Here is a 24407-nt window from a genome sequence, read left to right as displayed (position 1 = left end):
ATCGCCCGGGTGGTGGGGCGATGCAATGCAGGCTCGCCCTTATATGGTTATCGCAAAAATTTGCGATTCGGCGATGCAACGTAAAGGGGCTGTGTGTCGGTGGCATGACAAAAGTGTTGCCCCGCCATCCGTTTATTACGGTTCCGCTCAGGCCGGCGTCTTGTCCTTGAAGCGGCACAGGTCGCGGATCACACACTGCGGACAGTCGGGCTTGCGTGCCTTGCATACGTAACGGCCGTGCAGGATCAGCCAGTGATGCGCATCCTGCTTGAACTCGGCTGGCACCACTTTCTCCAGCTTGTTTTCCACGGTGCGCACGTCCTTGCCGGGAGCGAGGCCGGTGCGGTTGGAGACGCGGAAGATGTGGGTGTCGACGGCGATGGTCGGCTGGCCAAAGGCCGTATTGAGCACCACGTTGGCCGTCTTGCGGCCGACGCCAGGGAGGGCTTCCAGTGCTTCGCGCGTGCGTGGCACCTCGCTGTTGTACTGGTCCACCAGGATGCGGCACAGCGCCATCACGTTCTTGGCCTTGCTGTTGAACAGGCCGATGGTGGCAATGTACGTCTTGAGCTTCTCTTCCCCCAGATCGAGGATCGCCTGCGGCGTATTGGCGACGGGGTAGAGTTTCTTGGTCGCCTTGTTTACGCCCACGTCGGTGGCCTGAGCAGAGAGCACCACTGCGACCAGTAATTCGAACGACGTGGTGTAGTCGAGTTCTGTGGTCGGGTGCGGATCGAGTTCGCGCAGGCGGGTGAACAGCTCGACGATGTCGGCTTTCTTCACTGAGGCTTTCCTTGTTGTTTCGCCTTGGCGCGAGCCAGCGCCGCCAGTACGGGATTGGTCGGTGTCTGCACCGCCGCCACTTCCGCCTTGCGTGCGGCAAGCTCAGCTTCTCGCTGTGCTTTTTCACGCGCCAGTCGCGACTCGCGACGTTGGAAGTGCACGCGGGCGGCATCGGCATGGACAAGATCGTCTACCTGCGCCTGTGGCATCGGTTCGAGCACGATGCAGTCCACCGGACAGGCCGGCACGCACAACTCGCAACCGGTGCAATCGTCGCTCACCACCGTATGCATCACCTTGGGCGCACCGACGATGGCGTCCACCGGACAGGCCTGGATGCATTTGGTGCAACCGATGCAATCGGCCTCAACGATACGCGCGAGCGTGCGTGGCTTTTCGATCCCATGCTCCGGATCAAGCGGCAACGCCGGCACGTTGAGTAGTTCCGCTAGCCGGGCGATGCCTACGGCACCGCCCGGTGGGCATTGGTTGATTCTGGCGTCGCCGCGCGTAATAGCCTCCGCATAAGGGCGGCAGCCGTGATAGCCGCATTGTTCGCATTGCGTCTGCGGGAGCAGTGCGTCGATGCGGTCGGCTAGCGACATAAGAAAGCGATCAGCGAACGGTTGCGCCCGGCGTCGCACCCTGGTCCGCGTCGAGCAGGAACAGGTCGCTGCCGCCGTCGCCCGCGGACAGGATCATGCCTTCGGACAGGCCGAACCGCATTTTGCGTGGCGCGAGGTTGGCGATGAACACCACGTTGCGGCCCACCAGCTTCTCCGGTTCGCCGTAGGCGGCGCGGATGCCCGAGAAGATCTGGCGCGTGCCCAGCGTGCCGGCGTCCAACTCAAAGCGCAGCAGCTTGTCCGAACCGTCCACGAATTCGCATGCGGTGACCTTGCCGATGCGCAGGTCGAGCTTGGCGAAATCGTCGATGCCGATGATGGCGGTGGCGTCGGTGGCGGGTGTGGTGCTGGCTTCAGTCATGGTCTTGGCTTGTTCTTTGGCTTTCCTGGGAGCGGGCTTGGCCTCGATCGGCGCGAGGGAATCCTTGGACGCCTCGACCATGGCTTCGACCTGCTTGGGATCGATGCGGCCGAGCAAGGGCTCGAACGCGTTGATGGTGTGGTTGTGGAGTTCCGCGCGCGCGTCGTCGAAACCGGTGATCGGCGCTGCAAGGAAGCGTTCGGCGGCTTCCACCGTGGCGGGCACTACGGGCTTCAGCACGCCGGCCAGCAGGCGGAACGCAGCCAGCGCGAACGAGCACACCTGGTGCAGCTCCCCGCGAAGTGCTTCGTCCTTGGCCATGGCCCACGGTGCCTTGGCCGCGATGTAGCCGTTCACCATGTCGGCCATGGTCACGAAGCGGCGCGACATTTCCGCGAAGTCCTTGCTGTTGTAGAACGCAGGTACGTCGCCATAGAGCGAAAGCAATTCGCGCCACAGTTCCTGTTCTTCCGCGCTGAACGCGGGTGCCAGGCGGCCGTCGAAAAATTTGTGTACAAAACCCGCCGTGCGGCTGGCGATGTTCACCCACTTGCCGACCAGGTGCGAGTTGACGCGTTCCTCAAAGGTCTTGAGGTCCAGGTCCACATCGACCGGCGCGTCGCTCAGCATGGTGGTGAAGTAGTAGCGCAGGAATTCCGGGTGCAAGCCCGAGTCCAGATAAGTGCGTGCCTTGATGAAGGTGCCGCGCGATTTGGACATCTTCGCGCCGTTGACGGTCAGGTAACCGTTGACGTGCAGCGCCGTCGGCACGCGGAAATTCGCGCCGTGCAGCATCGCCGGCCAGAACAGGCCGTGGAAGTTGATGATGTCCTTGCCGATGAAGTGGTGCATCTCGGCGCGACTGTCGGGCGAGAGGAAATCTTCAAACTTCAGGTCGGTGCGGTCGCACAGCGCCTTGAAGCTGGCGAGGTAACCTACGGGTGCGTCCAGCCACACATAGAAGAACTTGCCGGGTTCGTCGGGAATCGGGAAGCCGAAGTAGGGCGCATCGCGCGAGATGTCCCAATCTTTCAGGCCGCCGTCCAGCCATTCGCGAAGCTTGGCGGCTACACCGCTATTCGCCACCGGTTGACCGTTGGTGAACTTGCCGGCGAACCAGTCGCGCAGCAGCGTTTCGAACTTGCCCAGCTCGAAGAAGAAATGTTCCGAGTCGCGCAGCACCGGCGTGGCGCCCGACATCACCGAGTAGGGGTTGATGAGATCGGTGGGCGCGTAGGTGGCGCCGCAGTTCTCACAGTTGTCGCCGTACTGGTCGGGCGTCTTGCAGTTGGGGCAGGTGCCCTTGATGTAGCGATCCGGCAGGAACATCTCCTTTTCCGGATCGAACAACTGCTGGATGTCCCGGCGGGCGATGAAACCGCCGTCACGCAGGCGCGTGTAGATCAGCGAGGCGAGCTCGCGGTTCTCTTCCGAATGCGTGGAATGGTAATGGTCAAATGCCACGCCGAAGGCCGCGAAGTCAGCCTCGTGGCCGACGCGGATGCCTTCGATGTACGTCTCCGGCGACAAGCCGGCTTTCTCCGCTGCCAACATGATCGGCGTGCCGTGGGCATCGTCCGCACATACATAGATGGCCTCGTTGCCTTGCATCCGCTGCGCGCGCACCCAGATGTCGGCCTGGATGTAGCCCAGCAGATGACCCAGGTGAAGCGGGCCATTGGCATAGGGCAGCGCGTTGGTGACGAGTAGGCGGCGGCTCATGGGGTGGCAACAGTCTTGTTGGACGGGGTTGTCCATTATGGCATGCGTCGCCAGGGGCACCGCATCACAGCGGTTTGGACGCCCGTCGCACCATAAGCACGCAGACGGCGAGCACGGCAACCGGCAACCACACCCAACACAGCTCCGAGACGATCACATGCCAGCCGCGCTCGCTGAAGAAGCGTGCTCCGATGGGCGACACGGCGATGGGATGAAATGGCGCGAACCATCGCGCATCACTGAAGGGCCACCACAGGGCCACGCCGAGACCGCCATCGGTGCATGCATCGAGCAGCGGATGCGAAAGCGTGGCTAGCCCCACGAACCATCCTGCTCGTTGCGCCGTGCTGTTGAGGCTGCGATGGGCCAATGCGGCCAGTAGTCCCAGCAGGGCAGCAAAAGCGATGGAGTGTGTGGCGCCGCGATGGCCGAACGCGTTCGCATAGGGAATATGCAGATGGAAGGCGAGCACATCCGCGTCCGGAAGCATGGCGGCCAGGGCACCCGCAGCAAGCAGGCGACCGCTGATACGTTGGCGGCCGGCGGCTGCGCCGAGCATCAAAGGGACGACGGCGTGGGTAAAAACAGTGGTCATGCAAAACAGTCCTTGTTGTCGCGTGCGATGTCCGCGAGGGTGTCACACCCTTGGGGCAAACCCGGGGCAATCCGGTGGTGCGCCGGCAGTCGTCATAAATGACTTGCACGTTTGTGCACGATTTAATACATTTATATCCATTCTTGCAGATGGGTACGCCTGTGGACGTCACCACCGATACTTTACGTAGCCAGGCCGTTTCGACGCTGCCGGCCGCTAAGCGGGCCACCCGCCTGATTTTCCTCGTCTCCGGCATCGGCATGTCGGTCTGGGCACCCATGGTCCCGTACGCCAAGGCGCGGCTGGGGCTCGATGACGCTCAGCTCGGCCTTGCCTTGCTGGCATTCGGTGGTGGCTCGATGCTGTCCATGCCGTTTGTGGGCTGGCTGGCGCACAAGCTCGGCAATCGCACAGTGATCGTCGCTTCGGGCCTACTCATGTGTGCTGCGTTGCCCGCGTTGGCGATGGTGTCGAGCATTGCCGCGCTGGTCGCGGCCTTGCTCTATTTCGGCGTGATGCTGGGTGCGGTCGACGTGGCCATGAATGCCCATGCGGTGGACGTCGAACGCCATGATGGTGGCCGATTGATGTCGGGTTTCCATGGTCTTTTCAGCCTGGGTGGCCTTACGGGCGCCGCGGTGATGAGCGGACTGCTCGCTGTCGGCGTATCGCTGACGTTCGCCGCCAGCGCCATCGCTGTGTTGTTGGTGGTGATGGTGCTGTGGTTGCGGAGCGATCTGCTCGACGATGCGCCTGCTGCCGTTGAATCACGCAAAGAGCCGTTAGGCATGCCGCATGCGCTGGCCTGGCTGCTGGGCTTGTTGTGCTTTGTCAGCTTTCTCGCCGAAGGCGCCATGCTGGATTGGAGCGCGGTATTCCTGCGCGATTTCCGCGGCGTTTCGCCAGCATCGGCAGGATTCGGCTACGCCTGTTTCTCGGTGGCGATGGCCACGGGGCGCCTGACGGGTGATCGAATCGTGGGCCGCTATGGGCCGGAGTGGGCCGTGCGCATTGGTGCGGCATTGGCGGCCGTGGGCTTTCTGCTGGTGGCCTGCGTGGGTGGCGTGGTCGTGTCGCTGGCGGGTTTCGTGCTTATCGGCCTTGGCGCTTCCAATATCGTGCCGGTGATGTTCAGTGCGGCAGGGCGCTTGCCTGGCACGCCGCCGGCCATTGCCATTGCCACGGCGACAACGCTCGGTTATGCAGGTTTGCTCAGTGGTCCGGCGTTGATTGGTTTCGTGGCGCATGCGAGCAGTTTGCCGATAGCCTTCGTTGCCGTGGCGGGACTGTTGGTACTGGTGGGACTTTCGGCAAGGATCGTGAAGCGATGAACAAGCAAGTCGATACCGTGGTCTTCGATCTGGGTAACGTATTGATCGGTTGGGATCCGCGCCGGCTCTACCGGCAACTGATCGACGACGAAGCGCAGATGGAATGGTTTCTGCGCGATGTCTGCAGCAGCGAGTGGAACGAGCAACAGGATGCAGGTCGCCCCTGGGCGGAAGCGACCGCACTGCTGCGTACCCGCTTTCCCGAACACGCCGAGCTGATCGATGCCTACCATCTGCGCTGGGAAGAAACGCTGGTCGGTGCACTGGATGAGAGCGTCGCATTGCTGGCGGAGCTGCGGGCGCGTGGTGTGCGGCTGCTCGCGCTGACGAACTGGTCGCAGGAAACATTCCCCATTGCCCGGCAACGTTTCCCGTTCCTGCAATGGTTCGAAGGCATTGTGGTATCCGGCGAAGAAAAGCTCATCAAGCCCGATCCGCGCATCTATCAGCGACTCCTGGAGCGCTACGCGGTCGACCCGGCCAAGGCTTTGTACATCGACGATTCGGCTCGCAACGTAGCGGCGGCCGAAGCGCTGGGCATGCACGGTTGGTGGTTCCGCGACGCCGATGGCTTGCGTCAACAATTGGTGGAACTGCAATTGCTCGATACGCCACTCAGCGAGGTCTCGCATGGTTAAGTCGCCCGTGGTCGATAGCAGTGCGCTGCCGGAAGAGCGGCAGCAACGCATCCTTGAACGCCTGCGTGCAGAAGGGCGCGTGGTGGCGGCGGAGCTGGCCGTGGCTTTTGAAGTCTCCGAAGACTCCATTCGCCGCGATCTACGTGAGCTGGCGGCGCTGAGGACTATGCAAGCGCGTCTATGGCGGCGCGCTGCTGCCCGCCGTCACGCTTACACCGCTGAAGCAGCGTCGCCACGAACACTCGGCGCGCAAGGAGGCACTGGCACGCAAGGCGGCGAGTCTGGTGCAGGCCGGGCAGACGCTGTTGATCGACGCGGGCAGCACCAATGCGGCCATCGCGGCGGCCTTGCCTCGCGATGCACGGCTCACCGTGATCACGAACGCGCCGCACATCGCGCAGGTGCTGCTCGATCGCGAAGGCTTTGATGTGTTGCTCATCGGTGGGCGCATTGATGTCACGATCGGCGGCGCGACCGGTGCGCAGGCGGTGGATCAGGTGCGCAGCGTGCGTGCCGATCTCTGTTTCCCTGGCGCTTGCGCCGTCGACGCCGCGCATGGCTTGTGGGGATTCGACAGCGAGGAGTCGCTGTTCAAGCGCGCCATGATCGAGGCCAGCGACGAAACCGTGGTCGTGGCGACTGATGACAAGCTGGGCGCGGTGGCGGCACATCAGGTGGCCGAACTGGCGCGGGTGCAGCACCTGGTGGTGGAGCATTCGGCCGACAAGGCCACTCGTTCGGCATTTACGGCGCGTGGGGTGGCGGTGCATCGCGCCGAGGCCACGGCAGGCTGAGTGTTGATGCTTTCAAGCCGGAGCGCACACGTGTGCTCCGGCTTGAGATGGACTTACGGCTGGCGCTGCCACTCCTGGCTGCGGCCGAGCAGCGAGAAGCCGATATAGCCGCGGACGGTGAGCTTGCTGCCGTCATCGCTGGGCTGCAGCTTTACCTTGTAGATCTTGCCGGTCTTGGGATCGAGGATCTTGCCGCCGTCCCAGATGGTGTCACCGTCCTTATGGACGCCCCACATGATGTTCATGCCTTCGATCGGCTGGTCTTTCCGTTCGCCGTCGCAGTTCTTGCAGATCGGGTGCGGACCCTCGTCGGACTGCAGCACCTCCAGCACGGTGGCCTTCAGTTCGCCGCCTTCGTCGGTGATCTTCACGATCGACTTGGGCTTGCCCGTCTGATCGTCGATGGTCTTCCAGGTGCCCACCGGGGTCACGTCGGCGGCAAAAGCGGCGCTGGTGCCCAGCAGGAGACTGGCGACGATGGCGGCGCGGAGCAGTGACTTCATGAATGATCCTCCCGTACGAAAGCGTATGTTTGGAGCCTGACCGACCTTGCGCGAGCCCGTCAAGCTGCAATGCGAAAGCGGCGCAGGCGGCTTCCATGACCGGGCTGGCATAATGGGCGATCCTCACGACAGCCCTGAGATTTCGATATGACGCAGGCGAGCGAAGCTCTGGTCCGCCACATTCTCGGCGAACTCGTTGATTCCCATACCGGAGCCCCCTTTGCGGACACCGTGCGGGCCGTCGGCGTGGATGGTGATCGTGTCTCGGTGGACATCCAACTGGGCTATCCGGCCAAGGGTGTGGCCGATGCTGTGGCGACCCGCGTAAAGCAGGCGCTGGAGGCCGATCCGGCCATTGCCACGGCTGCGGTGTCGGTTGGCACACGCGTCCATGCACACAAGGTGCAGGGCACCCTGGCGCCGATACCGGGCGTGAAAAACATCATCGTGGTGGCGTCGGGCAAGGGGGGGCGTGGGTAAATCCACCGTCTCCGCCAACCTTGCGCTGGCGCTGGCCGCCGAAGGCGCCAAAGTGGGTGTGCTCGACGCCGACATCTACGGGCCCAGCCAGCCGCGCATGCTCGGCATCACGGGCAAGCCGCAGTCGCCGGACGGCAAAACCATCATTCCGCTGGAGGCGCATGGTCTACAGGCCATGTCCATCGGCTTCCTCATCGAGGAAGAAACGCCAATGATCTGGCGCGGCCCGATGGTTACGCAGGCCATGATGCAGATGATCAACGACAGCCGCTGGGAGCAGCTCGATTACCTGATCGTCGACCTGCCGCCTGGCACGGGCGACATCCAGCTCACGCTGTCGCAGAAGGTGCCGGTGGCCGGTGCGGTGATCGTCACCACGCCGCAGGACATCGCCTTGCTCGACGCACGCAAGGCGCTGAAGATGTTCGAGAAGGTCGAGGTGCCCGTGCTCGGCGTGGTGGAGAACATGGCCACGCACATCTGCTCCCATTGCGGCCATGAAGAGCACATCTTTGGCGAGGGCGGCGGCGCACGCATGGCTGAGCAATACAACGTGGCCTACCTGGGGTCGTTGCCGCTGGATATCCGCATCCGCGAACAAGCCGACGGCGGCACGCCGACCGTAGTCGCCATCCCGGACTCGGACCTCGCTGCGCGCTATCGCGAGATTGCCCGCAATGCGGCGGGACGCCTGTCGCGGCAGCCGCGCAACAAGTCGCTGGGCCTGGGGAAGATCATGGTGCAGGGCACACCGTAAGCCCTGAGCACGACTCTTTTTGCGGCCGTGGGGCAGGGCGAGGAGCCCTGTCTCATCCGCCATGACTGGCGGCCCACCTGCCATTTCCGCTATTTTTCCGATCTTTACGCCGAATGGCGTGACAGCCCAGCCCTTCGGGAGCCCGAGTGAGCATTAAATCCGACAAGTGGATCCGCCGAATGGCCGAGCAGCACGGCATGATCGAGCCGTTCGAGCCGGGCCAGGTCAAGACGCGCGACAACACCAGACTGGTGTCGTATGGCACGTCTAGCTACGGCTACGACGTGCGTTGTGCGCGCGAGTTCAAGATCTTTACCAACATCAACTCCACCATCGTCGACCCGAAGGCGTTTGATCCGTCCAGCTTCGTCGACGTGGAGGCGGATGTCTGCATTATCCCGCCCAATTCCTTCGCGCTGGCGCGAACGGTCGAGTACTTCCGCATTCCGCGCAAGGTACTCACTATCTGCCTCGGCAAGAGCACGTATGCGCGTTGCGGCATCATCGTCAACGTGACCCCGCTGGAGCCGGAGTGGGAAGGGCATGTGACGCTGGAGTTCTCCAACACCACGCCACTGCCCGCGAAAATCTACGCCAACGAGGGCGTGGCCCAGATGCTGTTTCTCGAGTCCGACGAGGAGTGCGAGACCAGCTATAAGGATCGCGGCGGCAAGTACCAGGGCCAGCAAGGCGTAACGCTGCCTCGCACCTGAACCAGTCGTTCATTGTTCTTCGCAAGAACGGCCAGATTCACCTGAATGGTTGCCTTTCGGATTCCCTGTACGGGGCCGAGGTGGCGCTAAACTCAACACGTTCACTTCGATGCATTGCAGGAGATCCCGCATGACCCGTTTTTCTACGCTGCTGACCCGCGTGGGCGCAGCCATCCTGCTGGGCAGCATGCTGGTGCTGGCCGGTTGCCATCGCGGCGGCACCAAGGACGAAGTGCGCACCGCAGATATGAAGAGTCAGTTCGATGCGGTGATCCAGGCTTATAAGAGCGGTCAGTTCATCGTGGACGGCGCTGTGCTGTCGGCGCTGGATACCGGTAGCCATTTCGCCTACCTCAAGGACCAGGGCAAGCTGCCCAAGACGGTGCTGCTGGAGCCGAGCGATGATTCGAAGGTGCGCAAGCAGCACCTGCAGTACATGGCGCGTCTGCAGATGGATTATGGCTTCACCGTCTATTACGACGACGGCGGCACGTTGAAGAAGATCAGTGTGGTCGATACCAAGGCGCGCGATCTGGAAGACTACAAGGCGCCGATAAAGGCCGACGCGCCCCCGCCGCAGCAGCACATGCAATAAGCTGCCCGGAAACACAAAAAAGCCCGCGGATTCCGCGGGCTTTTTTTTGAACGTCACTTCAAGGCGGTGCGCAACACCTGCAATCGCGAGGCCAGGACCTCTTCGTCATAGGGTACTGCGGCACCGCTGCCCCACACTGGGCCAGGCCACGCGGCATCGCCTTCACGACGTCCCACGACGTGCACGTGCAGTTGCCGCACGATGTTGCCCAGGGCACCCAAGTTGAGCTTGTCGAACGCATCGCGCGAGCGCAGCGCCTGCGAGGCCCGCGTCACTTCACGCCAAAGCTGTGCCTGGTCGTCTGGCGAAAGGTCGCATAGTTCGACCATGCCGGGCTGGCGCGGCACGAGCACCAGCCAAGGGAAGCGTGCGTCGTTCATCAGCAGCACATCGCACAGATCCAGCGAGGTGACATGACGCGTGTCGTTATCGAGACGCGGGTCGAGAGCAAAGGCTGAGTCGCTCATTCGCCGCGTGCCAGATGCTTGTCGAAAAACGCCAGCGTGCGCTGATAGGCCAGTTTCGCGCTCGTCTCGTCGTACTGCGGTCCGACATCGCGGTTGAAGGCATGGTCGGCCGGGTAGGTGAATACATCCATCTGCGGGAGCATGTCGCGGTGCTTCTGCACCATCTCCGCCGGGATGGATTTGTCCTTCTCGCCGAAATGGAACATCACCGGCGCCTTGGGCTTTTCGGCCAGGAAAGGCACGTTACGGGAGCCGTAATAGCTCACCGAGGGCATGCCAAGGCGCAGAGCCGCGAGCAAGGCAACGGTACCACCCCAACAGTAGCCGACAGTACCGATGCGTCCCGCTGACGCAATGGCTTCGGCGGCGCTGGCCACGTCCTCGACGGCGCGATCCAATCCCAGCTCAGTGATCAGTGCGCGCCCTCGCTGGTAGCCTTCCTCGTTGTAGCCAAGCTCCACCCCGGTCTCGAGGTGATCAAAGAAGCATGGCGCGATCGCTGTGTAGCCGGCCTCAGCGAAACCATCCGCGACGCGGCGGATATGGTCGTTGACGCCGAAGATTTCCTGGATCACCACGATGCCGCCCTTGGGTGTTCCTGCCGGTTGCGCCAGATAGGCGCTGATGCATTGCATCCGCGTGGTGTTGAGATTGATGGTCTGGCCCATGGCTCGTTCTCGGCGGCAGTGGCAAAGTTCAATTCTAGCCATTCAGGGATGAGGGCTTGGGTGCGATATAATGGTCCGTTTTCCGCATAGTTACGGTCCCCACGCCATGTCGCAGGTTTCGCCCAAAGTCGGTTTCGTCAGCCTGGGTTGTCCCAAGGCCCTCGTGGATTCCGAGCGCATCCTCACCCAGTTGAAGGTCGAGGGTTACGAGATCGTGCCCAGCTACGGTGCCGCCGATGCGGTGGTGGTCAACACCTGTGGTTTTATCGATGCGGCCGTGCAGGAATCGCTGGACGCCATCGGCGAGGCGCTGCACGAGAACGGCAAGGTGATCGTCACCGGTTGCCTGGGCAAGCGCTCCGAGCTGATTCGCGAGGCGTATCCGGACGTGCTCGCCATTACGGGGCCGCAGGATTACGCCAGCGTGATGAACGCCGTGCACTCAGCATTGCCGCCCCAGCGCAACGCGCTGCTGGACATCATTCCGGACACGGGCATCAAGCTCACGCCGAAGCACTATGCGTACCTGAAGATTTCCGAAGGCTGCAACCACCGTTGCAGCTTCTGCATCATCCCGTCGATGCGCGGCGATCTGGTGTCGCGCCCGGTAGACGAGGTGCTGGTGGAAGCCGAGCGCCTGGTGAAGGGTGGCGTGAAGGAACTGCTGGTGATCTCGCAGGACACCAGCGCCTACGGCGTGGACATGAAGTACGCCGAGCGCCAGTGGCGCGACAAGAGCTACCGCACGCGCATGACAGAGCTGTGCGAAGGCCTCTCCGAACTTGGCGTGTGGACGCGCCTGCACTACGTCTACCCGTACCCGCACGTGGACGAAGTGATGCCGCTGATGGCGGAAGGCAAGATCCTTCCGTACCTCGACATTCCGTTCCAGCACGCCAGCCCGCGCATCCTCAAGCTGATGAAGCGCCCGGGCAACATCGACAAGACGCTGGAGCGCATCCGCAACTGGCGCAAGGTGGTGCCCGACCTGACCATTCGCAGCACCTTCATCGTCGGCTTCCCCGGCGAGACGGACGCCGAGTTTGAGGAGCTGCTGGACTTCCTGCGCGAAGCCGAACTCGATCGCGTGGGCGCGTTCGCCTACTCGCCGGTGGACGGCGCCAAGGCCAACGAGTTGCCGGGCGCGGTGTCGGAAGAGCTCAAGGAGGATCGCCTGGAGCAGTTCATGGCGGTGCAGGCGGAGATTTCCGCCGCCAAACTGCAACGCAAGATCGGCCGCACTGTGAAAGTGCTTGTCGATGAAGCCGGCGCCAACGGTGCCGTCGCGCGTTCTGCGGCTGATGCGCCGGAGATCGACGGCGTGGTGCACATCGCCAACGGGCAGTTGCTCAAGCCGGGTCAGTTCGTCGACGTGGTGATTGAAGACGCCGACGAGCACGACTTGCACGCGCGCTTGGCCGGCTGATTTTTGGGGGCGTGATGCGTTACATCGCGCCGCCTCGCGATAGCGTCGCCCCTGAAGTGTTTGCGCGCTGGCCACTGTATGGCTGGCGCGAGTACGCCGCGTGGATGCAAAGCACCTATTGGCCATCCATCGATGAACTGAACGCCGTGCGTCCCACTGGCCAGCGCGAGCGGTTCGTCGCGCAGACGCTGGAACTGCTCAATGATGGGCTCCATTACGAACAGCGCATCGCGGAGCGAGGCGAGATTGCCACGCGTGAGGCGAACTGGCATGACCTGTTCAACGCGATGGCGTGGTTGCGCTACCCGATGCTCAAGCGCGCGTTGAATGTGCGGCAGATGGCCGACATTGCGGTGATGGGGCCGCGAGAGCGTTCGCGTGCCCAGTATGCCCTGACGCATTTCGACGAGGCAGGCGTGATCGTGACGCTACGCGATCGCTCGCTGCTCGACTTGTGGAACGAACACGATTGGTACGGGCTGTTCTGGCGTGAAAGGACCGCCTGGATGGATGGGCGTGCAACCGTTCAGGTGTTCGGCCATGCCCTGCTGGAGCACGCACTGACGCCAGGCAAGCTCCTCGTTGGCAAGGCGCTGGCGTGCATGGCGAGCGACGACGAGGGCGATGCGGTCGCTGCTTGCGCCCAGGGCATCGAAGCGGGACGGTTGTTATGCGATCCCCTGGAACTGCGTCCGCTGCCGCTTGCCGGTCTGCCGGGCTGGCACCCGGAAAGCGACATGGAAACGTTTCACCTGCATACCCCGTGCTACCAGCCTCGCCGCGACGGCCGCGCGTATCCGGCATCGCTCCTGCTCTGACTCTTGGCGCCGCTTTTGCGGCAAATTGCGGCGGCCCTCCAATCGCGCTACAAGGAGCGCAGGGGCACTGGGGAGCGGGCATGAAAACGGCTTGGCGGGTGCTTTGTAGGCGGCTGTGTAACGGATGGCTCTGGGCGATCTGGCTGGCTTGCCCACTCGTGCCTTTCGCTTCGATCCGGGCGGACGAGGTCGTGCAGGCGCCGAGCGATTCCAGCATCCGCTTCGGCATTCTTCCCATCGGTAGCGCGGCGGAATCACGCGACCAATGGCGACCATTGCTGGAGGACTTGGAGCGCAAGCTCGGCCATCCCGTGACCACCGTGTCAGTGAGTAGCTACGCAGGGCTGTCGAGTGCCATCGGCGAGCAGCGCGTGGACGTGGCTTTCCTGTCGGGGCGTCTGGCCATAGAGGCGGTGGAGCACCAGCATATGAGCGTGGTGGCGCAGTTCGTGCGCAGCGACGGCGCCAAGGGCAACGTCGCCATGCTGATCGTGCGTGCCGACGGTCCGATTCATTCGCTCAACGAGCTGCTCGCCAAGCCGGAGCATTGGCGTTACGCACGCGGTGAAGCCTTGTCAGTTACCGGCTACGTCGCGCCTGAAGCTGAGGTCTTCGCGCCCAATGGGCTCAATTCCGATACGTTCTTCGCCAGCGTTCGCGTGGGCAATCATCAGAACAACGCGCTCGCCGTCAGCAATGGCGAAGTGGATGTGGCGACCTGCAACAACCCCGATCTTGACCTGTTCCAACACAACTTTCCGGCCGAAGCTGCGCAATTGCGTGTGATCTGGCGTTCCACCCTCATCCCATCGGGTGTGCTGGTCGTGCGCGAAGGCATGGCGGAGCCGTTGCGTCGCCAGTTAACCGACTTTATGCACGGTTATGGGCATGCGCCCGGGGCGGCGGGCGAGCGCGAGCGCGCGAATCTCGCACGGATTCCCGATCTTGCCGGCTTTGCGCCCGCCGACAACAGCGTGCTTCGCCCGTTCGTCGACATGGAGTATCGCCTGATGCGCGAGCAGGCCATACACGGCCGGTGGGTCAATGATCAGGCCAGGAAGGCCCGGCTCGAGCAGATCGACGCGGCCTATCACGTGGACCTGAAGCAACTTCTGCGGGACTGAAGTGTCATTCAAGCACCCGATGATAGGGTGATGCCTTTGCTGGAGATTGACGATGGTCGCTTCTGATCGTGTTCTTGTTGCGTGCCGACTGGCCGTGATCACCTTGGCGCTAGGTGCAGCGCCGCTGGTACATGCCCAAGCGGAGCAGGCCCAAACGGAGCAGGCCCAATCCGTACCGGCCCCATCGCCGTCGGCCCAGGCAGCGCCGACGCGGGGGGGGACCGCCCAGCTTGCCGCAGGCGGACAAGCAACAGATCAAGCAGTACAAGCTCACCGACGATGTGTTCGGTCGCCTCGCTGCGGCGACGCGCGAGGCGCGCGCCTCGGGTATTCCGCCGCAGGCAGCACCGGATGCCTCCAAGGTGCGTAGCCTGGATGATCTGACCAATCAGGCCATGTCGGCCGATCCGCGTATTCCGGTGCTGGTGAAGAAGTACGGTTTTACACCGCGCGAATTCATGCTTGCCAACATCGCCCTGATGAACGCGATCATGGCAGTGCAGGCGCGCAACGATCCATCGCTGTCAGGCAATCTCAACCAGACCTGGGTCAACGCGGACAATATCCGTTTCATCGAGTCCCATCAGGCAGAAGTACAGGCGCTGCTCAGCGGGCAGTGATCAATAGCTGACGCCCACGATCACAAAGTGCGTGCGTCCGCCGGGCAATTCGGCAGCGAACTCGTCGTCCACGCGTTTTTTCAGCGCTGCACGGGCGAGCGGCGAATCGATGCTGATCCAGCCTAGTCGTGCGTTGGTTTCATCCGGGCCGACGATGCGATAGAGCACGCTTTCGCCTGAATCGACGTTCTCCAGCTCGATGTTCGCCCCAAAGAACACCGCGTCACGATCGGCCGGCGCGCCCTCGGCCACCTTGAGCGAAGGGATGCGTTTGCTCAGGTAGCGTACGCGCCGGTCGATTTCGCCCAATTGCTTCTTGCGGTAGGTGTACTCGGCGTTCTCCGAGCGGTCACCTTCCGCCGCGGCCGCGGCTAGCGCCTTCACCACTTCCGGGCGCAGCGTGTGCCAGAGATGGTCCAGTTCGGCCTTGAGCTTCTCGAAGCCCTCGCGGGTGATGATGGCGGTGGACGTGGGCGAGGGTGGGCGCCAGCGGCTCATGTGCGGGGTGATCCATTACGTGATGCGTCTGGCGCATGTTAACCGGCTTGCACGTCGCGGCGATCGTGCCTGCAGGTGAGGCGAAGGCACGGCGGTGATTAGGGGCTTCGTGCGGTGTTGGTGGTTCGTTGCATCTGTGATGCAAGCGCCGCGAGGGTGGGGTGTAAAGGGTGTTCCTGCCACGCTGCGGCGAGCTTGCCCAGCAAGACGGCTGCCTCAGCGTGCAAGCCGAGGCGTTCGGCCAGCTGGTTGGCGGCAAGCAGCCCGATGCGCGGGCAGTCAGGCGATCGCGGCCAACGGCGGAGGAAGCCGCGGCAAAGTTTCAGAGAGAGTTGGGTCATGCCCGAGCTGCAGGCGCGTTCGGCCAGGGCCGCCACCGTGCCGGGATCATCGGGGAGGAAGTCCGGGTCGATAGCCACGCATTCCTGCGTCAGTGACAGTGCGCGACGCGTTTCAGCTTGCGTCATGAGGGCCGCGATCCAGATGTGCCCATGTTCGAGCAGGCCCGCGGTCAAGCCTTCCTTTCGCAGCAGCTCGCGATACGCCTGATGCAGCGAGGCCGGCGCGCTGCGTCCCTGCATGCGCTCTACCAGCATGCCGATGGCCGCGCGTCGGTCGACGATCGCCATGTCACGCACCTGGACGAGCAAGCGTTCGTCTTCGTCTTGACCACTCTCGCGCACCAATGTTTCTGCTTCAGGCTTCAGATCGAATTGCTCATGGCGTTGATGGATCATCGCGCCCATCAAGTGCAGGTTGAAAATGATCAGGTAGGTGTACGCGAAGGCGAACAGTGGCAGCGATGCCCACATCGGCATCCACGACAGCGTGCGCGACGGCAGTAGGACCAATCCGCCGATCAACAGGTTGATGATCACCGGGATGAAATAGCCGACGCCGAGTCGCCCGATCACTGCCTGCCAGTTCAGCGGATTGAACGCGACCAGCGGATTTCCATCGAATGCCAGCGACATGTCGATGGCCGGCAAGGTGAGTGCGAAGAACAGCACCAGCGGCCAGAACATGGCGGGGTAGAGCGCCGTGCTGGCAGCGCAGACGATGACTACCGCCATGTGGACGATGGTGAGCCAGTGACCGGCCGCCGGGTCTTCCTCGATGCCGACATCCGGAGGGTCGGCGAAACCGTTAGCGGTGTGCAGCATGCACGTGGCGGCGTAGCGCCATGTCGCCGTCCACAGGGCAAAGCCGACGAATATGCCGACATAGGCGGGAATCATCACTAGGCACTGGCCCAGCGCCAGAACCACGCAGGCTGCCAACCCGCCACCACGCAATGGGTAGCTCAGGCCGGCGACGATGCGTTCGGCAAGTGGCGTATCGACTGAAATCGTTTGGATGCGCGGCATGGGATACCTCGCCTCCCCAGGCATGGGAGGCGTCGGGAGAAAGGGTTGCTCAGCGCTTGCCGCCGAAGATGCCGCCGAGCACGCCGCGTACGATCTGCTGGCCAAGCTTCGAGCCCACCGCACGGCTGGCGGATTTCGCCATCGCCTCGATCATGCCCTGACGGCGGTTGGTGCCGAGCAGTGCATCGCGCACGGCATCGGTCCAGCCGGGTTCTTCCTTCGTTGCTGTGCCGCCGGGTGCCGGCCTGCCGATGGTCTGCGGATCCGCGGCCTTCGTACTCGCTCGCTGGGCGAGGATTTCCGCGGCCGATTCACGGTTGATCGGCGTGTCGTATTTGCCGCCGACGGGCGAGCGCTGCCGCACCGTGGCGCGTTCGGCATCGGTGATTGCGCCGATGCGCGCGGTGGGCGTCGTCACCAGCACACGCTCAACGGGCGAGGGCACGCCGCCATCGCGCAGGGTCGACGCCAAGGCTTCGCCAACCCCTAGTTGCGTGATGGACTCGCTCACATTGAGCTTCGGGTTAGCCACGAAGGTCTCCGCCGCTGCCTTGACCGCCTTCTGGTCGCGCGGCGTGAATGCGCGCAGCGCATGCTGCACGCGGTTGCCGAGCTGCCCCAGGATATTGCCGGGCACGTCGTCCGGATTCTGCGAGCAGAAGTACACGCCCACGCCCTTGGAACGGATCAAGCGCACGACCTGTTCCACGCGCTGTTGCAGCGCTGACGGTGCGTCATCGAACAACAGGTGCGCCTCGTCGAAGAAGAACACCAGTTTGGGTTGGTCAAGGTCGCCCACTTCCGGCAACTGCTCGAACAGTTCCGATAGCAGCCACAGCAGGAAAGTGGAATACAGGCGCGGCTTCAGAATCAATTGATCAGCAGCGAGCACGTTGATCACCCCGCGACCGCTCATGTCTTGTCGCATCAGGTCGGCTAGCTCCAGCGCGGGCTCGCCGAAGAACTGGTCGGCGCCGTCCTGCTCCAGTTTGAGCAGTGCGCGTTGGATCGCGGCGATGCTCTGCGTGCTGATCAGACCGTAGTGCGCCGAGATGTCCTTCGCGTTCTCGCTGGCGAAGCCGAGCATGGCGCGCAGGTCGGGCAGGTCGAGCAGCAGCCAGCCTTGGTCGTCAGCCACCTTGAAGATCACTTCGAGCACGCCTTCCTGCGTGTCGTTGAGTTCCATGATGCGGCCGAGCAGGGTGGGGCCCATCTCGCTGATGGTGGCGCGCACCGGATGGCCGAGCTTGCCGTAGATGTCCCAGAAGATCACCGGGTTGGCCTGCGGCTTCCAATCGGTAAGATGGAGCTTGTCCAGGCGCGCCTTGAGCTTGTCACCCGGTTCGCCGGCAGGCATGGAGAGACCTGCGAGGTCGCCCTTGGCATCAGCGAGGAAGCAGGGCACGCCTAGCTTCGAGAAGCCTTCGGCCAACGCCATCAACGACACCGATTTGCCGGTGCCGGTGGCACCGGCGATCATGCCGTGGCGGTTGCCGTAGCGTGGATCGAGGCTGACGCTGGTGTCGTCGTTGCGGCCGATAAGAATCTCAGTCATGGCGTTCTATCCTTAAGATGCTCTGCGATTGTAGCTAGCCATCAGGTTCTTGCGCCGTTACGTGAGCGTAGCGGCATACGCTGGCACGACGTGGTGGTTTTTTCGGTTGAGTCGACACGGCCGGGCGCAGTAAGGTCGCCCTTTCGGCCCGACAGTGAAGTCGTCCATGGTTTCCCCTGTTTTTCCCCGTTCGTTGCGCATGGCTCCCCTGGCCGGCGCACTGTTGTTGCTGGTGGGTTGTTCAAGTGGAGGGGGCACGAAGCCCGCCGCCACGCCGCAGGCCAACCAGCTGTACGCGCAATTGGACCAGGCCAGCAAGGGCTACGAGACGGCGCTCGCGCAGGCGCGCGCCGGCAACGCCCAGGCCTCGCAGCAGACGCTGAACACGGCGTTGGATCAGTTGAAAAACGCCTCCGCGCATTGCCCCTCGACACCAGGCTGCGATCCGCAACGCTTCTTTTCCGTGTTCGATCGCTTGCTGCGTCTGAAGGACGGCAACTTCGATCTGGGTGACGACCTGGGCAGCATGGGCAACGATCAGCCGGAAGGCAGCGATGCCGGCAAGACCGGAGCCGCCAGCCTGCCGGAAGCGCAGCGCAGCGTGACCTTGCTTCGCGGTCAGCAATTGTCGCAACTGATCGCCATGAACGGCCCGGTGAAGGCCGCGCTGGAGATGTGGCTGACGCAGTGGCGCGGCAACCTGATGGATGCCTACGTCAACTATCAGTTCCTGCGCTATCAGATGTGGCCGGAGTACCAGAAGCAGGATCTGCCCGAAGCGCTGTTGTTCGGCATCATGGCTAAGGAATCGGGCGGCAAGGTGCATGCGGTGTCGCGTTCCGGCGCCGCGGGCCCGTTGCAGTTCATGTATGCCACCGGCCTGCGCTTTGGCCTTAATACCGAAGACGGTTTCGACTCGCGCTTCGACCCCGCCGAATCCGCCCGCGCCAACGCGGAATACATGGACGAACAGCTCAAGGCGTTCAACAACAACCTTGAGCTCACGCTGGCTGCCTACAACGGCGGCGAGGGTCGCATGCGTCGTCTGGTGGGCGACAACACTTCGGTGAGCCTGTACGACCCGACCATCTACAACCAGCTCTCGCAGGAAACGCGCGACTACGTGCCCTCCGTGCTGGCGGCGGCGTGGCTGTTCCTGCATCCGGAAAGCTACAACCTGCGTTTCCCGCGCGTGGATGGGGCGCAGGGCAGCGTCGTGCTGAAACGACCGGCATCGCTTACCGAGCTGACGGTGTGCCTGGGCTCCGCGGCAGGCATGCAGGATGGCTGGTTCCGCACGCTCCGCAACCTCAATCCGCGCCTGGACCCACAGGTGGCGCAGCCGACGGGGGTACGCATCATGGTGCCCAAGGTGTTGGAGAAACCGTACGAGGCACGCTGTACCGATGGTCCATGGCCGATTCTGGCCAATGACCTGCATACCGCCGTGATACCGGTGGCACCACCTGCGCCGTCTCCGCCGCCGGCATCGTCCTCGCGCAGCTCCAGCAGCACGTCGCGCACGCGTAGCTATGTGGTCAAGCGCGGTGACACGCTGACCAGCATCGTCAGCAAGGTGGGGTGCTCGTCGTTGCAGGAGGTGTCGGACATGAACGACCTCAAGCATCACCAGATCAAGCCGGGGCAGGTGCTCAAGCTGCCGACCTGCCGCTGACGCCATCGCGCTAGCGATCAATGGTGCTCCAACGAAAAACGCCGCCTTTGAGGGCGGCGTTTTTCGTGAGGCGGGCGAGGAGCTCAGGCCGCTGCGGTGGTTTGCATCCAGTCGCGCATGGGGTCGGCGCGATGGTCTTCTTTGAGTTCGCGCAGCAGGCGCATCAGGTCGCGGTGGTGCGGCTTGATGTTCTGGTGCGGGGTGTTCTTGGTTTCGTGGTACGCCACGGCCAGCCATAGGGCGATGCCGCGCATGGCGACTTCGGCATTGTCCGAGCGGGCGCGGGCCAGGCCGACATCCGTGCCTTGGCCCCACGGCATGTAGCGTTCTTCCGGCGGCGTGCCGTACAGATGGGGGAAGTCGCAGCGCGAGGCCTGGCCGATCTCCCGCAATGCCATGGTGCCCAGACGGGCGCGGCTGCGCTTGGGTAGTGCCTGGATCTGGCGCTCGATCTCACGGAACTGCTTGCCAAGCTGGCGTCCGCGATTCATGGCGATGAGTCGGGTGACGATGCGCACGGGCTCTCCTCGATCTGACCTGGGGATGGCACGCGCAAGGCGCCGCCGGGCCGGGAGCATAACTGCGCCCGGCGGGTGGTTGCGCCAAAAAGGTCACAAAACGACAAAATGCGTCACTCGGCGCGTCAAAAAATTGACGCGCCGGCTCGGTCAGCCCTGGTGCTGCTCGCCGAGCCGTTGGCCGACCTGCACCGCCTGCTGCGGTGTAAGCCCATCTAGTTCTGCCATGCCTTCGGGGAGCAGCAGGATGACGGTCGAGCCCATGTTGAAGCGGGCCATTTCGCCAAAGCGCTCCAGCGTGATGTTCTGCCCGGCGAAGGACTTGCGGCGGATGGAGGAGGCGTACGGCGGGATCACCAGACCATCCCACACGGTGGCCACGCTGGACACCAGGATGGCGCCGACCATCACCACCACGAACGGGCCATGCTCACCGTCGAAGTGGCAGACCAGTCGCTCATTGCGCGCGAACAGGCGTGGGATGGCCTCCACTGCGAACGGTGCCACGCTGAAGATGCGGCCGGGCACGTGCACGGTTTCCCTCAGCGTGCCCTTAAGCGGCATGTGCACGCGGTGATAGTCACGCGGCGACAGGTAGATGGTGGCAAAGCGGCCGTTGCGATACGGCGCGGCGCTGGCCTCGTCACCGAGCAATTCGGCGGCGGTGTACTCCTGGCCCTTGGCCTGGAAGATGCGGCCGTCGACGATCTTGCCCATCTGGCTGATCTTGCCGTCTGCCGGCGAGATCAGGGCATTGGGATTGGCGTCTGCATGGCGGGCATCGGGCCGCAGCTTGCGGGTGAAGAACGCATTGAAATGCTGGTAGGCCAGCGGATCAGGTTGCGCTGCCTCGGCCATGTTGACCTGATAGTTGCGCACGATGGTGCTGATCAGGAAGTTCTTCCACGGCTTGAAGGTCCAGCGCGTGGCCCAGTAGACCACCCGCGACAACGCACGGTGGGGCAGGATGTATTGCAGGAGTACGTTGAAAGTCATCCGCCAAGTATGAATGAAGCGCGCGCCGATTACGCCTTGCGGCGCATCGGGTCCCTTCGCGGGGCGCACGGGGTTGCACCGGCTATACTCTGCGCCCCCTTTGATGCTCCCAGTGCCCGCCGTGACCCACGAACTCGCCTCCATCATCGACTTCATCCGCTACGGCGCCAGCCGGTTCTCGGCGGCGGGGCTCACCTTTGGGCACAGCCACGACAACCCCATCGACGAAGCCACTCATCTGGTGCTGGCGAGCTTGCATCTGCCGCCGGATATCCCGCCAGCCTACGGCGCGGGCCGGCTCACTACGGAAGAACGCGAACGCGTGCTGGCGCTGATCGAGCGCCGCGTCAACGAGCGTCTGCCGGTGGCGTATCTGGTCGGCACAACCTGGTTCGCGGGGCTGAAGTTCAAGAGCGATCGTCGCGCATTGGTGCCGCGTTCGCCCATCGCCGAGCTTATCGAGTCGGGCTTCCAGCCGTGGCTGGATCATCGCCACGTGGAGCGCGCGCTGGATCTGTGTACCGGTTCGGGCTGCATTGGTATCGCCATGGCCGAGTACAACCCGGACTGGCAGGTCGACATTGTCGACATCAGTGACGACGCCTTGTCGCTGGCGCGGGAGAACATCGTATTCCAGCACGTGGAAGGTCGCGTTGAGGCGGTGAAGTCGGATCTGTTCAATGGCCTGAAGGGTCGTCGCTACGACCTCATCGTGTCGAACCCGCCGTACGTCACCGAGGACGAGTACGCCGCGTTGCCGGGTGAGTACAGCCACGAGCCTAAGCTCGGCCTGACCTCGGGCGAGGATGGCCTGGACATCTGCGTGCGCATGCTCGACGAAGCAGCCGATTACCTGACGGAAGACGGTCTGCTCATCGTGGAAGTCGGTGAAAGCGAGCGTCAATTGGTCGAGCTGCTGCCGGAAGTGCCATTCGTGTGGATCGAGTTCAAGGTGGGCGCGATGGGTGTGTTTGCGCTGGAACGCCGCGACCTGATCGAACATGCCGCGGCGATTCGCGCGGCGGCACAGGCCCGTCACGGTCGTTGAGCCTGATGGACCTGTCGACGGAACGACTATGGTTCGATGCCTTGCGCGAAAGCGATGCGGCGGCGTTGTTCGCCTATCGCGCGGATCCGGAGGTGTCGCGTTACCAGGGATGGCTGCCCGAGACTCTGAGCGAGGCGAAGGGTTTCATTCGTAACCAATCGGGTATCGCCGAGCCGTTGCCGGGTCAGTGGTTTCAGCGGGCCATTCGTCGCATTGACGACGGCAGCTTGATCGGCGATCTCGGGTTTTGCCTCTCTGATGACAAGCAGGCCGAGTTCGGCATTACGCTGGCGCCTTCGGCGCAGGGCCACGGCTTTGCCCGCGAGGCCTTGGGTGGGTTGTTCCAGGCGTTGTTCGGCAGGCTGGACGTCCATCGCGTGCACGCCTCCGTCGACCCGCGCAATGCATCCAGCATGGCGCTGCTGAAGGCCGTCGGCATGCGTCAGGAAGCCCATTTTCAAGAGAGCCTGTGGTTCCGGGGTGAGTGGGTCGACGACGTCATCTTTGCCATGCTGGCGCGTGAGTGGCGCGAGATTCACGCAAGGGGCGCAGGATTTGCTGCGTCGCGGTAAGCTGTGAGGGTTATCCCTCGGACGACCCGCGCACCGTGTCCAGCAATTCCTTCGGCAAACTCCTCACCGTCACTACGTTTGGCGAGAGCCACGGTCCGGCCATTGGCTGTGTGATCGACGGATGCCCCCCGGGGCTGCCCATCGCCGTGGAAGAGTTCCGTGCCGATCTGGATCGCCGCGCCACCGGCAAGAGCCGCCACACGTCGCAGCGTCGTGAGGCGGACGACGTCGAGATCCTTTCCGGTGTCTACGAAGGCAAGACGACCGGCACGCCGATCGCGCTACTGATCCGCAACACCGATCAGCGCAGCAAGGACTACGGTGACATCACCCAGACCTTTCGCCCCGGGCACGCGGACTACACCTATTGGCAGAAATACGGCATCCGCGATCCTCGCGGTGGCGGCCGCTCCTCGGCGCGCGAGACGACCATGCGTGTGGCGGCCGGCGTGGTCGCCAAAAAATGGCTGGCCGCGCGCTATGGCGTGCGCGTGCGCGGTTATCTCGCGCAGATCGGTGATATCACGCCCGGCTCGTTCGACTGGGATGCCGTCGAGCAGAACCCGTTTTTCTGGCCGAATGCACATGAGGTTGCCACGCTGGAGTCCTACATGGACGCCTTGCGCAAATCGGGCGACTCGGTGGGCGCGCGCGTCAACGTGGTGGCCGACGGCGTGCCGCCAGGGTGGGGCGAGCCGATCTACGGCAAACTCGATGGCGAACTCGCTGCCGCGCTGATGTCGATCAATGCCGTGAAAGGCGTGGAGATCGGTGACGGCTTCGACGTGGTCGCACAACACGGCAGCCAGCATCGCGACGAGATGGCGATGGACGGCTTTGCATCCAATCATGCGGGCGGCATCCTCGGTGGCATCAGTACGGGGCAGGCTGTGTTGGCCTCCATCGCTCTGAAGCCGACCTCGAGCATCCTCATTCCCGGTCGCAGTGTGAACCTCGCCGGCGAGCCGGTGGACGTGGTCACCAAGGGGCGCCACGACCCCTGCGTCGGCATTCGCGCGACGCCGATCGCCGAGGCGATGGTGGCCCTCGTTCTGATGGATCAAGCGCTTCGTCACCGCGGCCAATGCGGCGATGTTGGCGAGGTATCTCCCCGCATTCCCTGAAACGCGTCAGTCCGCTTGCGGGCTGGCGCAGCA

At 63.4% G+C, this 24407-nt stretch carries 24 protein-coding genes and 2 pseudogenes; 14 read left to right on the top strand and 12 right to left on the bottom strand.

Features of this window, described 5'->3' with window-relative positions:
- Positions 1 to 147 precede the first annotated feature (147 nt).
- From nth to DYST_RS06010, 4 genes are all read right to left on the bottom strand, one after another.
- The gene (gene nth / locus DYST_RS06025; RefSeq protein ID WP_239950728.1) at positions 148 to 783 is read right to left on the bottom strand and encodes an endonuclease III; all 636 of its coding nucleotides are present in this window, start codon (positions 781 to 783) and stop codon (positions 148 to 150) included.
- Entirely contained in the window at positions 780 to 1388 is a 609-nt protein-coding gene (locus tag DYST_RS06020) for an RnfABCDGE type electron transport complex subunit B (RefSeq protein WP_239950727.1), read from the bottom strand. The genes nth and DYST_RS06020 overlap by 4 nt, the downstream gene beginning before the upstream one ends.
- A gap of 10 nt (positions 1389 to 1398) precedes the next feature.
- Positions 1399 to 3492: a methionine--tRNA ligase gene (gene metG / locus DYST_RS06015; RefSeq protein ID WP_239950726.1), complete on the bottom strand. Its 2094-nt coding sequence runs from the start codon at positions 3490 to 3492 to the stop codon at positions 1399 to 1401.
- Between the two features lie 64 nt (positions 3493 to 3556).
- Entirely contained in the window at positions 3557 to 4087 is a 531-nt protein-coding gene (locus DYST_RS06010; RefSeq protein ID WP_239950725.1) for a metal-dependent hydrolase, read from the bottom strand.
- A gap of 149 nt (positions 4088 to 4236) precedes the next feature.
- On the opposite strand from DYST_RS06010, the gene DYST_RS06005 reads away from it, so the two are divergent.
- The 3 genes and pseudogenes from DYST_RS06005 to DYST_RS05995 all read left to right on the top strand — a co-directional run bounded on the left by DYST_RS06005 (position 4237) and on the right by DYST_RS05995 (position 6850).
- Positions 4237 to 5418: an MFS transporter gene (locus tag DYST_RS06005; protein WP_239950723.1), complete on the top strand. Its 1182-nt coding sequence runs from the start codon at positions 4237 to 4239 to the stop codon at positions 5416 to 5418.
- Positions 5415 to 6056, top strand: coding sequence for an HAD family hydrolase (locus tag DYST_RS06000; RefSeq protein WP_102305058.1), 642 nt, complete (start codon positions 5415 to 5417; stop codon positions 6054 to 6056). Before DYST_RS06005 ends, DYST_RS06000 begins: the two co-directional genes overlap by 4 nt.
- Positions 6049 to 6850, top strand: a pseudogene (locus DYST_RS05995) (DeoR/GlpR family DNA-binding transcription regulator). The gene DYST_RS06000 and the pseudogene DYST_RS05995 overlap by 8 nt, the downstream one beginning before the upstream one ends.
- A 53-nt stretch (positions 6851 to 6903) precedes the next feature.
- On the opposite strand, the gene DYST_RS05990 reads toward DYST_RS05995, so the two are convergent.
- Complete coding sequence (locus DYST_RS05990) at positions 6904 to 7353, bottom strand: DUF2147 domain-containing protein (protein ID WP_239950721.1); 450 nt, start codon at positions 7351 to 7353, stop codon at positions 6904 to 6906.
- A 147-nt stretch (positions 7354 to 7500) separates the two neighbouring features.
- Between DYST_RS05990 and apbC the strand changes: the two are divergent.
- The 3 genes and pseudogenes from apbC to DYST_RS05975 all read left to right on the top strand — a co-directional run bounded on the left by apbC (position 7501) and on the right by DYST_RS05975 (position 9898).
- Positions 7501 to 8590: pseudogene (apbC, locus tag DYST_RS05985) on the top strand (iron-sulfur cluster carrier protein ApbC).
- A 146-nt stretch (positions 8591 to 8736) separates the two neighbouring features.
- Positions 8737 to 9303, top strand: a complete 567-nt coding sequence (gene dcd, locus DYST_RS05980) for a dCTP deaminase (protein ID WP_102305054.1) — start codon at positions 8737 to 8739, stop codon at positions 9301 to 9303.
- Positions 9304 to 9433: 130 nt separating this feature from the next.
- The gene (locus DYST_RS05975; protein ID WP_102305053.1) at positions 9434 to 9898 is read left to right on the top strand and encodes a hypothetical protein; all 465 of its coding nucleotides are present in this window, start codon (positions 9434 to 9436) and stop codon (positions 9896 to 9898) included.
- Positions 9899 to 9951: 53 nt separating this feature from the next.
- Here the strand turns inward: DYST_RS05975 and DYST_RS05970 are convergent, their stop codons facing one another.
- Both DYST_RS05970 and DYST_RS05965 read right to left on the bottom strand, forming a co-directional pair.
- Complete coding sequence (locus tag DYST_RS05970; protein WP_239950719.1) at positions 9952 to 10365, bottom strand: HIT domain-containing protein; 414 nt, start codon at positions 10363 to 10365, stop codon at positions 9952 to 9954.
- Complete coding sequence (locus DYST_RS05965; RefSeq protein ID WP_239950717.1) at positions 10362 to 11033, bottom strand: dienelactone hydrolase family protein; 672 nt, start codon at positions 11031 to 11033, stop codon at positions 10362 to 10364. Before DYST_RS05965 ends, DYST_RS05970 begins: the two co-directional genes overlap by 4 nt.
- Before the next feature lie 106 nt (positions 11034 to 11139).
- Here DYST_RS05965 and rimO point away from each other — a divergent pair, with 106 nt between their 5' ends.
- The 4 genes from rimO to DYST_RS05945 all read left to right on the top strand — a co-directional run bounded on the left by rimO (position 11140) and on the right by DYST_RS05945 (position 15021).
- Entirely contained in the window at positions 11140 to 12459 is a 1320-nt protein-coding gene (gene rimO / locus DYST_RS05960; RefSeq protein ID WP_239950716.1) for a 30S ribosomal protein S12 methylthiotransferase RimO, read from the top strand.
- Positions 12460 to 12473: 14 nt separating this feature from the next.
- Entirely contained in the window at positions 12474 to 13277 is an 804-nt protein-coding gene (locus DYST_RS05955) for a DUF3025 domain-containing protein (protein ID WP_239950715.1), read from the top strand.
- 158 nt (positions 13278 to 13435) lie between these two features.
- Complete coding sequence (phnD, locus tag DYST_RS05950; RefSeq protein WP_233202813.1) at positions 13436 to 14401, top strand: phosphate/phosphite/phosphonate ABC transporter substrate-binding protein; 966 nt, start codon at positions 13436 to 13438, stop codon at positions 14399 to 14401.
- Between the two features lie 230 nt (positions 14402 to 14631).
- Positions 14632 to 15021: a hypothetical protein gene (locus DYST_RS05945; protein ID WP_239950714.1), complete on the top strand. Its 390-nt coding sequence runs from the start codon at positions 14632 to 14634 to the stop codon at positions 15019 to 15021.
- Here DYST_RS05945 and greB read toward each other — a convergent pair whose 3' ends face one another.
- From greB to DYST_RS05930, 3 genes are all read right to left on the bottom strand, one after another.
- The gene (gene greB / locus DYST_RS05940; protein ID WP_239950713.1) at positions 15022 to 15519 is read right to left on the bottom strand and encodes a transcription elongation factor GreB; all 498 of its coding nucleotides are present in this window, start codon (positions 15517 to 15519) and stop codon (positions 15022 to 15024) included.
- A 98-nt stretch (positions 15520 to 15617) separates the two neighbouring features.
- Entirely contained in the window at positions 15618 to 16886 is a 1269-nt protein-coding gene (locus DYST_RS05935; protein WP_239950712.1) for a hypothetical protein, read from the bottom strand.
- A 49-nt stretch (positions 16887 to 16935) separates the two neighbouring features.
- On the bottom strand, positions 16936 to 18441 hold the full coding sequence (locus tag DYST_RS05930) for a helicase HerA-like domain-containing protein (protein WP_239950711.1): 1506 nt from the start codon (positions 18439 to 18441) through the stop codon (positions 16936 to 16938).
- Positions 18442 to 18607: 166 nt separating this feature from the next.
- Between DYST_RS05930 and DYST_RS05925 the strand changes: the two genes are divergently transcribed.
- Positions 18608 to 20116, top strand: a complete 1509-nt coding sequence (locus DYST_RS05925; protein WP_239950710.1) for a transglycosylase SLT domain-containing protein — start codon at positions 18608 to 18610, stop codon at positions 20114 to 20116.
- 83 nt (positions 20117 to 20199) lie between these two features.
- On the opposite strand, the gene DYST_RS05920 is transcribed toward DYST_RS05925, so the two are convergent.
- Positions 20200 to 20634 carry a hypothetical protein gene (locus tag DYST_RS05920; RefSeq protein WP_102305044.1) on the bottom strand — a complete coding sequence of 145 codons (435 nt, stop codon included), beginning with the start codon at positions 20632 to 20634 and terminating at the stop codon, positions 20200 to 20202.
- Positions 20635 to 20784: 150 nt separating this feature from the next.
- Positions 20785 to 21630, bottom strand: coding sequence for an archaetidylserine decarboxylase (gene asd, locus DYST_RS05915; RefSeq protein WP_102305043.1), 846 nt, complete (start codon positions 21628 to 21630; stop codon positions 20785 to 20787).
- Between the two features lie 103 nt (positions 21631 to 21733).
- Between asd and prmB the strand changes: the two genes are divergently transcribed.
- The 3 genes from prmB to aroC are packed head-to-tail and all read left to right on the top strand — an operon-like array spanning position 21734 to position 24374.
- Complete coding sequence (gene prmB, locus DYST_RS05910; protein WP_199179090.1) at positions 21734 to 22678, top strand: 50S ribosomal protein L3 N(5)-glutamine methyltransferase; 945 nt, start codon at positions 21734 to 21736, stop codon at positions 22676 to 22678.
- A gap of 5 nt (positions 22679 to 22683) precedes the next feature.
- Entirely contained in the window at positions 22684 to 23250 is a 567-nt protein-coding gene (locus DYST_RS05905) for a GNAT family N-acetyltransferase (RefSeq protein WP_239950709.1), read from the top strand.
- A 35-nt stretch (positions 23251 to 23285) separates the two neighbouring features.
- Positions 23286 to 24374: a chorismate synthase gene (gene aroC, locus DYST_RS05900; RefSeq protein WP_239950708.1), complete on the top strand. Its 1089-nt coding sequence runs from the start codon at positions 23286 to 23288 to the stop codon at positions 24372 to 24374.
- Positions 24375 to 24407: the final 33 nt, after the last annotated feature.

The sequence above is a fragment of the Dyella terrae genome (genome assembly GCF_022394535.1).
Lineage (GTDB): Bacteria > Pseudomonadota > Gammaproteobacteria > Xanthomonadales > Rhodanobacteraceae > Dyella.
Note: the sequence above shows the minus strand (reverse complement) of the source record. Positions and strands in the feature narration are given on the sequence as shown.

Coding starts and splice junctions, on each gene's coding strand:
- DYST_RS06020 (WP_239950727.1), bottom strand. CDS start 1,388: ATGTCGCTAGCCGACCGCATCGACGCACTGCTCCCGCAGACGCAATGC.
- metG (WP_239950726.1), bottom strand. CDS start 3,492: ATGAGCCGCCGCCTACTCGTCACCAACGCGCTGCCCTATGCCAATGGC.
- DYST_RS06010 (WP_239950725.1), bottom strand. CDS start 4,087: ATGACCACTGTTTTTACCCACGCCGTCGTCCCTTTGATGCTCGGCGCA.
- DYST_RS06005 (WP_239950723.1), top strand. CDS start 4,237: ATGGGTACGCCTGTGGACGTCACCACCGATACTTTACGTAGCCAGGCC.
- DYST_RS06000 (WP_102305058.1), top strand. CDS start 5,415: ATGAACAAGCAAGTCGATACCGTGGTCTTCGATCTGGGTAACGTATTG.
- DYST_RS05990 (WP_239950721.1), bottom strand. CDS start 7,353: ATGAAGTCACTGCTCCGCGCCGCCATCGTCGCCAGTCTCCTGCTGGGC.
- DYST_RS05975 (WP_102305053.1), top strand. CDS start 9,434: ATGACCCGTTTTTCTACGCTGCTGACCCGCGTGGGCGCAGCCATCCTG.
- DYST_RS05970 (WP_239950719.1), bottom strand. CDS start 10,365: ATGAGCGACTCAGCCTTTGCTCTCGACCCGCGTCTCGATAACGACACG.
- DYST_RS05965 (WP_239950717.1), bottom strand. CDS start 11,033: ATGGGCCAGACCATCAATCTCAACACCACGCGGATGCAATGCATCAGC.
- rimO (WP_239950716.1), top strand. CDS start 11,140: ATGTCGCAGGTTTCGCCCAAAGTCGGTTTCGTCAGCCTGGGTTGTCCC.
- DYST_RS05955 (WP_239950715.1), top strand. CDS start 12,474: ATGCGTTACATCGCGCCGCCTCGCGATAGCGTCGCCCCTGAAGTGTTT.
- greB (WP_239950713.1), bottom strand. CDS start 15,519: ATGAGCCGCTGGCGCCCACCCTCGCCCACGTCCACCGCCATCATCACC.
- DYST_RS05935 (WP_239950712.1), bottom strand. CDS start 16,886: ATGCCGCGCATCCAAACGATTTCAGTCGATACGCCACTTGCCGAACGC.
- DYST_RS05930 (WP_239950711.1), bottom strand. CDS start 18,441: ATGACTGAGATTCTTATCGGCCGCAACGACGACACCAGCGTCAGCCTC.
- DYST_RS05925 (WP_239950710.1), top strand. CDS start 18,608: ATGGTTTCCCCTGTTTTTCCCCGTTCGTTGCGCATGGCTCCCCTGGCC.
- asd (WP_102305043.1), bottom strand. CDS start 21,630: ATGACTTTCAACGTACTCCTGCAATACATCCTGCCCCACCGTGCGTTG.
- prmB (WP_199179090.1), top strand. CDS start 21,734: ATGCTCCCAGTGCCCGCCGTGACCCACGAACTCGCCTCCATCATCGAC.
- DYST_RS05905 (WP_239950709.1), top strand. CDS start 22,684: ATGGACCTGTCGACGGAACGACTATGGTTCGATGCCTTGCGCGAAAGC.